7 protein-coding genes and 1 tRNA gene are annotated in these 11,217 nt (G+C 38.5%); 4 read left to right on the top strand and 4 right to left on the bottom strand.

The genetic code is table 11. From position 1 onward, the window contains the following. Window positions 1–65: 65 nt before the first annotated feature. Window positions 66–142 (top strand) — tRNA-Met (locus tag KO495_RS14500). A 316-nt stretch (window positions 143–458) separates the two neighbouring features. Here KO495_RS14500 and KO495_RS14495 read toward each other — a convergent pair. Continuing rightward, a complete protein-coding gene (locus KO495_RS14495) occupies window positions 459–2,006 on the bottom strand; it encodes an HD domain-containing phosphohydrolase (RefSeq protein WP_215981125.1) in 1,548 nt (515 codons plus the stop codon). A 162-nt stretch (window positions 2,007–2,168) separates the two neighbouring features. Continuing rightward, the gene (locus tag KO495_RS14490) at window positions 2,169–3,686 is read right to left on the bottom strand and encodes a fumarate hydratase (RefSeq protein WP_215981124.1); all 1,518 of its coding nucleotides are present in this window, start codon (window positions 3,684–3,686) and stop codon (window positions 2,169–2,171) included. Window positions 3,687–3,875: 189 nt separating this feature from the next. Between KO495_RS14490 and pabB the strand changes: the two genes are divergently transcribed. From pabB to KO495_RS14475, 3 genes are all read left to right on the top strand, one after another. Next, window positions 3,876–5,324 carry an aminodeoxychorismate synthase component I gene (pabB, locus tag KO495_RS14485; protein ID WP_252738987.1) on the top strand — a complete coding sequence of 483 codons (1,449 nt, stop codon included), beginning with the start codon at window positions 3,876–3,878 and terminating at the stop codon, window positions 5,322–5,324. Between the two features lie 54 nt (window positions 5,325–5,378). Continuing rightward, a complete protein-coding gene (locus tag KO495_RS14480; RefSeq protein WP_215981123.1) occupies window positions 5,379–5,957 on the top strand; it encodes a CoA pyrophosphatase in 579 nt (192 codons plus the stop codon). Between the two features lie 143 nt (window positions 5,958–6,100). Further along, on the top strand, window positions 6,101–7,477 hold the full coding sequence (locus KO495_RS14475) for an L-serine ammonia-lyase (RefSeq protein ID WP_215981122.1): 1,377 nt from the start codon (window positions 6,101–6,103) through the stop codon (window positions 7,475–7,477). A gap of 287 nt (window positions 7,478–7,764) precedes the next feature. On the opposite strand, the gene KO495_RS14470 is transcribed toward KO495_RS14475, so the two are convergent. Both KO495_RS14470 and KO495_RS14465 read right to left on the bottom strand, forming a co-directional pair. After that, on the bottom strand, window positions 7,765–9,933 hold the full coding sequence (locus KO495_RS14470) for a TonB-dependent siderophore receptor (protein ID WP_215981121.1): 2,169 nt from the start codon (window positions 9,931–9,933) through the stop codon (window positions 7,765–7,767). A 408-nt stretch (window positions 9,934–10,341) separates the two neighbouring features. Next, complete coding sequence (locus KO495_RS14465; protein ID WP_215981120.1) at window positions 10,342–11,166, bottom strand: thymidylate synthase; 825 nt, start codon at window positions 11,164–11,166, stop codon at window positions 10,342–10,344. Window positions 11,167–11,217 lie beyond the last annotated feature (51 nt).

The raw sequence follows: 11,217 nt of genomic DNA, 5'->3' as shown, positions 1-11,217 counted from the left end.
TCAATAATTCTTTAATAAGTAGAATTAAAAACTTATTGGCTTCCTATTAATTTAGGTCATTCGGACGCGGGATGGAGCAGCCTGGTAGCTCGTCGGGCTCATAACCCGAAGGTCGTCAGTTCAAATCTGGCTCCCGCAACCAATTCATTGATAATTAAAATAACCTGGTTTTACCAAAGCATAAATGACAAGTCGTCAGTTCCCTCTTCATAAAATAAAAGCTCCCACAACCAATTCTTAAGTTTAAATTAAATAACTTGGCTTTACCAAAGTACAAAGACAGATCGTCAGTTCACTGTAAAAGTAAGCAACTTCACTCCCTGTAAAACCTAATTGACCACCCTTTTAAATAATCTACCTAATCGTTTGTTGATAGTTTTAAAGGCAGACTATTAATAGCAATTCATTTCTTTAGAAAAAGCTACAAATTCACGCTATATGAATAAATATTACGTTAGCTAAAAGTCGTCCGGGTGTTGCACCCTAATATCAGAGAACTCTTCAAAATTATCAAGAATCACATCAACGAGCCTTCCTTCAAATTTTTTATTTTTCTCATCTAGCATAAACGCTTTAATTTCTTCGTTACTCCAAGGAGACTTGTAGCAACGTTTTGAGCCAAGCGCATCAAATACATCGGCAACGGCCATAATTCTCGCTTCAAGAGGAATATCCTCTCCTTTTAGTTTTTCTGGGTATCCGCTTCCGTCCCAATTCTCATGATGATAATGAGCAAGTCGCGCGGCGAGCTTAGAAACACTTACCGTTGACTTGTTTAAAATATCCGCGCCTATTTGAGCATGCGATTTCATGGTCTCCCACTCTTCCCCCTCTAATTTTCCCGGCTTGTGCAGTATGTGTTCTGGAATGGCGATTTTCCCTAAATCATGTAATGGAGCAGCGAGGCGAATAGCTTCAATAAAAGAGTCGCCTAAATTAAGTTTTTGCGCCATTAGTTCACAAATAGCAGCAACTCGGCGCACATGAGCGCCTGTTTCTTTACTACGCGCTTCAACGGCTTCACCGACAATAAACAGCAACTCTTTTTGGGTTTTCTCTATTTCTTGCTGCTTTGCTAAGCTCTCTAAAATTAAAGCCACATTGGTTGCAAAAAGCTCAGCGAGACTTGCTTTAAAGTGCTCTTTGTCATCTTCGAATTCGATATAAAGTACTGATGCGGCATTGCTTGAGGAGTGATAATAACCAACAAAACAGCTTTCATCGCTATAGTGTGCCTTATCAATAAAAACTTGCTGTATTTTTTCTTTCACATCTTCGCTAATATCTGACTCTTCTAACGAGTTAGACTCACAGATATACTTACCGGTGCAAGCAATAATGCAGCTACTTGCTTGATCTGAAAAGTCCACTTGTGTTCTGGCTATGTATAAAGCTGAACTGTCAACGTTCATCAATGCCAATAAATGGTTTAAAGCTGCTGAACCAAAGCTTTTCAGTTGATTTATTTTAAGTAAATCATGTGTCGCTTCAATAAGCTTTTTAAAGGCGTCTAGACTACGTTTAATGGTCATAATATCGCGATAAGCACGAATGCTGGCATAAACGGTAGTGATCATTTTATTGGCGGTAAAATCAGTTTTCTCTTTATAGTCATTAATATCAAACTCTTTAATAACTTTTGCCTCAGGAGCCGTGCCAGCTTGACCTGTTCTCAAAACTAACCGTATTGCTTGATTGCCATGCTCTTTGCGGATCCATTCAACCAGCTCTAATCCTGCATGATCCGTTTCCATCACAACATCAACAAACGCCATACAAAATGAATCGTCTTTTTGTAAGATTTCCTGCGCTTCTTCACTCGAGTACGCTGAGACTATAATTAACTTACGATGCTCTATTTCTGCATCAGATAAAACAAGTTTCGTTACTTGATGTACGGATTCATCATCATCAACAACCAGTATCTTCCAATACTTATCTTTCTTTTTAATAAGCGTATTGTCTTCTTCTAGTTCAACTTCGTCTTGAAAAATAAAGTTACTCATTATAAAAATTTATGTTAATCAAATCTTATTATTGAGTTTAATCCAGTTAAGGTAAATTACTAGGAAAGTGAAAAAAAAGTATAAAAAAAGCGACTTAAGTCGCTTTTTTTATACTAGGGGCTGAAAGATCACCCTCCCTAAATAAGCAAATATATTACTTATTTATTTTTTTGTATGCGCTTCTTCAATTTTAACTTTCCAAAGTGCTGGCCCCGTAACGTGAGCAGACTCCCCGCTACTATCAACAGCTACCGTTACCGGCATATCTTCCACTTCAAACTCATAAATAGCTTCCATTCCCATATCTTCAAAAGCAACGACTTTCGCTTTTTTGATTGCTTTAGACACTAAATATGCAGCACCACCTACAGCCATTAGGTACACTGACTTATGGTTCTTAATACTTTCTACGGTAGCTGCGCCACGCTCAGCTTTACCAATAGTGCCTAATAAACCAGTTTCAGCTAACATCATTTCGGTAAATTTATCCATACGTGTTGCCGTTGTTGGACCCGCAGGACCTACCGCTTCATTACCGATAGCATCAACAGGACCAACGTAATAAATAAACTTGTTAGTAAAGTCTACCGGTAGTTTTTCACCTTTAGCTAGCATTTCTTGAATACGTTTATGCGCAGCATCACGGCCGGTTAAAATAGTGCCACTAAGTAACACTGTTTCGCCTGTTTTCCACTCGCTAATATCGGTTTTCGATAAGTCATCAACATTTACCCGACGAACATCATCTCCTACTTCCCAAGTAATTTCAGGCCAATCTTCTAGTTTAGGTGGTGTTAAATCCGCAGGACCTGAGCCATCTAAATGAAAGTGAACGTGGCGGGTTGCCGCACAATTTGGGATCATAACGACTGGCTTAGATGCTGCATGAGTAGGCACTGAGTTAATTTTCACATCAACCACTGTTGTTAAACCACCTAAACCTTGTGCGCCAATACCTAAGTTATTTACACGTTCGAAAATTTCTAAACGTAATTCTTCTTCAGCATTTTGTGGACCGCGCTCAATTAGCTCTTGAATATTAACCGGGTCCATTAAGCTTTCTTTCGCTAAAACCCCCGCTTTTTCAGCCGTACCACCAACACCTATACCTAACATACCCGGTGGACACCAACCTGCGCCCATTGTTGGTAGTGTTTTTACAACCCAATCAGCAATAGAGTCTGACGGGTTTAACATGACCATTTTGGTTTTGTTTTCACTGCCGCCGCCTTTTGCCGCAATCATCACTTCAATGCCGTCACCCGGCACCATATCAATATGAACAACTGACGGCGTATTATCTTTAGTATTAATACGTTTTCCGGCAGGGTCTGCAACGATTGACGCTCGTAATGGATTATCTGGATTTAAATAAGCACGGCGTGTGCCTTCATCAACCATTTGTTGTACGGTCATATCAGTTTTATCCCACTGAACTGCCATACCCACTTTAACGAAACAAGTAACAATACCCGTATCTTGACAAATAGGACGCTTGCCCTGTGCTGACATACGCGAGTTAATTAAAATTTGTGCAATAGCATCTTTTGCTGGCTGGCTTTCTTCTTTGTTATACGCTTTTTCTAACGCTTGAATAAAATCCAATGGATGATAGTAAGAAATATATTGTAATGCATCTTCAATACTATCGATTAAGTCTTGTTGTTTTATAATGGCCATAGTGCTCTCTATTACCTTGGTTTAAAAATATTAGCTTTGTTGTAGAAATGATTTAACAACTATATAAAATTTAAGGGTGTAAAGTTATAATGCGTTTAACTGTATATCATAACTCGCTATTAAAAGTGCTGCCAGCGGTAATGGCTGATAATAACTATTTTACTGGCGAATACTCTGAGTGATTTAATCTTGTTTAATGCATTACCTTCAACACCTATAAATTTAAATATCACTGCACAGCTATTAACATTATCGAAAAACACCACGCCTGAAACAGTGTTTGCTTGTTTTGCTAAGCAGCCATGGGCAATGTGGTTAGACTCTTGTCAAAGTAATCATGTTGATAGCCGTTTTGATATTATCGTTTGGCAACCTCAAGCGACGCTAATCACACAAAATAAAACCACAACGATTACTTACAGGCAAACAGCCATTCAAAATGAACGTATTATTGAATGTGATGATGAACCATTAAGTTTATTACATTCGGTACAGCAACAATTATTAGGCGATGAACAAGCACCTCATCAGTTATTGCCTTTTTTAGGAGGTGCTTTAGGTTATTTTGCTTATGACTTAGGTCGACGCTTTGAAAAACTCCCCTCTATTGCAGAGCAAGATATTAACTTACCTGAAATGGCCGTAGGCATTTACCAACAAGCAATAGTTTTTGATAACAAAACCAATAACTTCTATTTGGTTTGCCCAGAAAAACAACGTGCATCACTAACCAAAAACATTCAAGAAATCGTTACTGAATCTGCAAACGTAAGCCCACCTTTTTGCTTAACACAGCCATGGTTAGCCAATATGACTCAGGCCAGTTATATTGAAAAGTTTAACCAAGTACAGCGTTATTTACTCTCTGGTGACTGTTACCAAATTAACTTAGCTCAACGTTTTACGAGCCACTATCAAGGGGATGAATTTCAAGCTTACTTAGCGTTAAGAGCCGCGAATAAAGCGCCTTTTTCCGCGTTTATACGCCTTGAGAATTCAGCTATTTTAAGTGTTTCACCTGAGCGTTTTTTACAATTACGTCAAGGTAGAGTCCAAAGTAAGCCCATCAAAGGCACAGCGCCTCGTCACAGTGATACCGCGCAAGATGAAGTCATCGCAACTGAGTTAAAAAACTCAATTAAAAACCGTGCTGAAAATTTAATGATTGTTGATTTACTGCGTAACGACATGAGTAAAGTTTGCCAAGCTGGCACGGTAAAAGTACCTAAGTTATTTGATATTGAAAGTTTTCCCGCAGTGCACCATTTAGTGAGTACGGTAGAAGGAGAACTTGGTCATGATAAAAACGCCACCGACTTACTCCGTGGCGCTTTTCCTGGCGGCTCAATTACTGGCGCACCCAAAATACGAGCGATGGAAATAATTGAAGAGCTAGAGCCTCACCGCCGTAGTATATATTGCGGCTCTATTGGCTATGTTTCTCAATGTGGCACCATGGATACCAGCATTACTATACGTACCTTAGTATGTCAGCATAATGAAAGTACCCAGGTAAATACCGTTCATTGCTGGGCTGGTGGTGGCTTAGTAGCTGATTCAACGGCATTAAGCGAATACCAAGAGACTTTTGATAAAGTAAATTGCATATTACCTGTACTCAGCAAATTAACCTGTTAAATTATAAGTAACAAAGTAGCTTTTAACGATAGCTTTTAACACAGTGTGGTAGTTATGACCAAAGACGATTTTTTATTACGTTTTAATTTGCTGCAACTTGGGCAGTCAAGTCATAACTATATTCACCCTAGACCACTTAAGTCGGCAGCAGTATTAATTACGCTAATTGAAGGTGAGCACACTCACGATGGCTTACAAGTGTTACTGACGAAACGAGCAAGCCACCTAAAACACCACCCATCACAAGTTAGCTTTCCTGGCGGTAAAGTAGAGCCAAGTGACGCTAATCCAACCGCAACTGCATTAAGAGAAGCACAAGAAGAAATTGGTTTATTAGCGTCTGCTGTTAATATTTTAGGTACATTACCCCCGTGCCAAACAATTAGCGGCTTTCATGTTATTCCAATTGTAGCCATGATTGATAATAAGCAGCAGTTTTTATTAGACAAAAATGAAGTAGCTGAAATATTTCAAGTGCCCTTACAACACTTTTTTAGTTCATCTAAACAATACACTATCAGTACCCATTATAATGGGAACCCTCATAATGTTCATTTTATGCCCTACAAGCACTATAATATATGGGGAGCTACGGCTTCTATGCTGAAAGATCTCATACAACAATTAAATTAGTTATATCGAAAGACAACGTTATTAGTCGTAAATAGTTTATATTTTACGTAGTTTTTGTTTTTCAAACTGATAACTTTCAGCTAAAATTACCGACAATAATTCTAATAAAAAGCAAACCATCAAAAATTTATTCGGAAAAAATCATGATTAGTGTATTTGATATGTTCTCTATTGGTATTGGTCCATCTAGCTCGCATACGGTTGGCCCAATGAAAGCGGCAAAATTATTTGCCGATGCTTTAGTAACTGAGCAGCTGTTATCAACAACCAACAGAGTGCGATGCGAATTGTTTGGCTCCTTAGGACAAACGGGGATTGGTCACGGCACAGGTAAAGCTGTGATATTAGGTTTATCAGGCGAAAACCCTGAAGATATTCCTGTTGACTCTATCGAAAGCATTTTAGCCGAAGTGGTAAAAACACAAACCATCAACTTAGGTGGGCATAAAGTGGTTAGCTTTCCAAAAGATAACGCAATAATTTACCACCGCAGAAAAACATTACCTGCACATGCTAACGCGATGACCCTTTATGCTTATCAAGATGACGTATTGCTATTAGAGCAAACTTACTATTCGATTGGTGGTGGCTTTATTGTTCAAGATTGCGACTTTGAAAAAGAAAAAGACAAAGCCTTATCATTGCATAGTAACATTCAACGCCCGCATATTTTCAGTAGTGCTGAAGAACTCCTAAATGAAGCTCACACACTCGGCTTAAGCATTAGTACTATTATGATGAATAATGAAAAGTGTTTAGCCGATGAAGCCACTATTCGCGCCAAGCTTGTGAATATTTGGAGTGCAATGAAGAGTAGTGTTGATCGAGGAATTGCCACCGAAGGTATTCTCCCTGGTGGATTAAAAGTTTCTCGACGCGCTCCTGCGCTTTACCGTACCTTATCGGTAGAAAAGTCAAACGATCCACTCAATGCAATGGATTGGGTTAACTTATTTGCCATGGCAGTCAATGAAGAGAATGCTGCTGGTAGCCGTGTAGTAACAGCACCTACAAATGGTGCAGCAGGTATTATTCCAGCGGTATTATGTTATTACGATAAGTTTGTGAAACCTGTTTCTGATGATGATTGTATTCGCTATCTACTAACCGCAGCTGCTATTGGTATTTTATATAAAACCAATGCGTCTATTTCTGGTGCTGAGGTGGGTTGTCAAGGTGAAGTGGGTGTTGCTTGTTCAATGGCTGCAGGTGCGTTAACTGAAATTTTAGGTGGTACGCCACAACAAGTAGAAAATGCTGCCGAAATCGGCATGGAGCATAACTTAGGCTTAACTTGCGATCCCGTAGGCGGTTTAGTACAAGTTCCTTGTATTGAGCGCAATGCTATGGGTTCAGTTAAAGCGATTAACGCCTCTCGTTTAGCACTTCGCGGTACCGGTACACAAAAAGTTTCTCTAGATAAAGTAATTAAAACCATGTGGGAAACCGGTAATGACATGAAGACCAAATATAAAGAAACCTCACGCGGCGGTTTAGCGGTAAATATTACTGAGTGTTAACTTTTTGATTTAAAGTTAGAGCTACAATAAAAGGCGAGTAAAATAACTTTACTCGCCTTTACCTTCTTAATAACAGCTCCCTTCTAATCTCTATCTCATAGAATAAATGTTACGTTCTGTGGAACATTCGAGATTACTTTTACAGCGTATTGTTGAGTATTTATACAGACCAAAGCCATTATAATGTGGCTCTTTTCACATAAAATGACGATAACGCAGTAAAAAGTCCTAACAAACGCTGCCCGAAGGGGTCGGCTAAACGCTTCTTCTTAGATAAGTTATTCTAATTAAAATTGGTATGTTAAATTAAAATCAATAGTACGAGGATCACCTGGTTGCACCCATATTTGAGTATAAGCATTAGTAAAGTGTTTTTTATCAAAAGCGTTATGTACCTCTAACTTAAGATCAATTTGTGAAGACACATTGTACTTAGCAAACATATTTACTACCGTATAGGCTGGTAAATAAAAATCAGATCCCCGTTGCCCTAAGCGTTTATCAATGTAAGTCGCTCCAGCCCCTAAGGTCAAATCATTATCGTAAAGAGAAAATATTTTGCTCAGTTGTAAACTCGCACTGTTTTCGGGAATATTTAGTAATTCATCGCCTTTTTGAATGCTAACCCCTAAACCGGTATCAATGGCATCTTTATCAACTTGCGCATCAATATATGCATATGAAAACCAAACATCTATCTCTGCTGGCAGTTGTCCCGCAATGTCTACTTCAAAGCCACTACTGCTGGCTTGACCAATAGCGTTATGGTAACCAGGGTTTAGTGTATCAGCGACAATGATATTTTTCTGAAGACTATCAAAATAAGCTAATGTTATATCAAGTTTATTGTCAAATAAGGTAAATTTAGTACCTACCTCAGCTGATTTAGTTTGATTTGGTTTAAAACCTTCACCGTTACTATCTGTGCCAAAGTTCAATCGATAACCTTCACCATAGCTAGTGTAAAGCGACCAATTATCTTTAAGCTGATATACCAAACCTAATTGCGGGCTAAAGTGATTTTCTGACTGCTTAGCTGAAAAGCCTTTTAACTGATCGTCTAATGTTTGCTCTAACCAATCAATACGACCACCAAGCCTAACATGGAGCTCATCTGTTAACTGTAATTGATCTTGTACATATAAACCTGTTGCTTTTTGTTTTTGCACACGCACAATAGCGGGTATCGGTGTAGGCAGTTCATGCTGACCATAAAGTGGTTGATATATATCAATAGCATGAAGCATTGCTTTAGTTGGACCCGTATTCAAAGCAGGCGCACGATAAACGCGATAATCTCGGTCATAATCAAACAAATCATAATCAATACCTACCATCAACTGATGTTCGATAGCGCCTGTCATAAATCTACCCGATACTTCTGAACGAATAACAAATTGATCTGTATCATAATCTCTAGCGCGACGTTGCCTCGTTAAGGTTCGACCATCGTAATAGAGCATTTGACGTACCGGTGAAACTTCAGCATCACTTGATGTACCTTGTAACCTCGTTGAGCGATAAGTTAAACCAGAATTAACATACCAGTTATCTGAAAAGTCATATTGCCACTGTAATTGGTGGCCTAGCGCTTCGGTAGTAGTTGCCCCGTCACCAGGTTCCCCTAAGAACCGTTCTATCGGCATCATATCGAAATTTCCACCTAAGGCTAAAATTCCCCTATCAAAGGGAATCTCTTGTCGAGAAGCTTCAAGCTCATAGTGCCAAACAGACTGCTCACTTTGCTCAAATAAGAAAGATGCCATCAAACCTTTCTTATCTATTTCTAAAGTGTCGCGAAAACTATCACCCGTTTCATAGAAACCGATTACACGGGCTGCAACATTTTCAGTTAACTCCCCCGTAAAATCAGCTTCTAGGCGCAGCTTATCATAGCTCCCGACTTCAACAGTGACTTGCCCTTGTTGATCGAATTGTGGCTTTTTAGTAATAAGGTTAATTGTACCACCTGGCTCTCCACGTCCATAAAGTGCTGCTTTAGGCCCTTTTAACACCTCAACTTGTTCAATACCTGACATATCACGTGGTCCTGAAAAACCACGACCTGCATTAAAGCCATTAACTAAATATCCACTGGGAACATTTTCATCACCAAAAAAACCGCGAATAGCGTAACTATCCCATAAGCCTCCTAAACTATTTTGTCTAGAAACAGACGCCGATAAATCTAACACCTGAGTTAGTTCGGCTATACCGGTATTATCTATCAATTGTCGGCTAATTTCGGATACAGATTCAGGTGAAGTAAGCGAAGAAAAGTCACCTCTATAGGCTTGACGTTGAGTTGTGATATGGATTCTTTCAACTTCTTCTATTTTTGTAACGGTCTCAGTCGCCTCTTTTGGCTGTTGTGCGAAACTTGCTGTGGAGGTTAAACCTAAAGCAACACCTAAATAAATAGCATTACGTTGATAGGTGCTATGTGTAAAATTCATTCTAATTCCTTATATAATAAAACAACAAAAACGTTACAATATAACACACAAAAACAACAAAAAAACGTAATAACTTGTTACTAATTAATAAAGTAGATGTAAAAATAAAAACAAAAACGATATAAAATAACATCAACTAGTATTTTTGAAGTTATTTAGGTTGGAGAATAAGGCAAAAAAATACCAATCTAGATGATTGGTATTGAAGTATAAGGCTCTCTTAGGAAGGCTATCTAAATATCTTAACCTGAACTTAAATAATAAGTTCCTCGGTTATATTTTCTAACTAGATGTTTTTAACGATAACTAGTCCCGCTTATGCAGTAATAGTAAGTCTGTTGAAAATAAAGTATGCACAGTTAATATAACAAAAAACGACTTAAGGTGTACTTATAAATTAACGAGTAATTAAATTGCTACCGGTGCCGTAATAGTCGCTTGTGGCTCATAGCCAATCAGTTCAAAATCTTCAAGCTTGTAGTCATATATTGACGCTGGTTTACGCTTAAGTTTCAACTGTGGTAAAGCGGTTGGTGTACGCTGCAATTGCAGCTGCACTTGCTCAACATGGTTTGAGTAAATATGAGCGTCGCCAATACTCATCACTAACTCCCCTACTTCTAAATCACACTGTTGTGCCAGCATATAAACCCATAACGCCGCTTGAGCTGTATTAAATGGGTGACCTAAGAAGAGATCATTTGAACGAATAGTACACATCAAATTCAATTTATTATTAATAACTTGAAATTGATAAAGTAAATGACAAGGTGGCAACGCCATTTTTCCTTGTTTTACGTTTTCATGTGGGGTTAGCTTTTCATCTGGTAAGTATTCAACATTCCAACCATGGAATAATATGCGACGAGAGCTTGGGTTATTCTTTAATAAATCAACCACGTAATCAACTTGGTTAATGGTGCTACCATCTTTGGCTTCCCAAGCGGTCCATTGTTTACCGTAAACAGGGCCAAGTGAGCCATCTTCTAATGCCCACTCATTCCAAATTTTAGCATCTAAATCATTAATGTTAGTGCTACCAGAAAGGAACCAAAGCAATTCATTGACAACCGCTTTAAAAAACACTTTCTTGGTTGTTAATAAAGGAAAGCCTTTTGATAAGTCGACACGATATTGACGCCCAAACACTGAACGCGTACCGGTACCGGTTCTATCTTCTTTTACTTCACCGTTTGTCATTACATCGTTAAGTAAGTCTAAGTACTGTTTCATATTCTCTCTCTGAATATTGTGTTAATTTTATCTGTAAAGTTGACTGTTGAT

It is taken from the genome of Colwellia sp. D2M02 (assembly GCF_018860755.1).
Lineage (GTDB): Bacteria > Pseudomonadota > Gammaproteobacteria > Enterobacterales > Alteromonadaceae > Colwellia > Colwellia asteriadis.
Note: the sequence above shows the minus strand (reverse complement) of the source record. Positions and strands in the feature narration are given on the sequence as shown.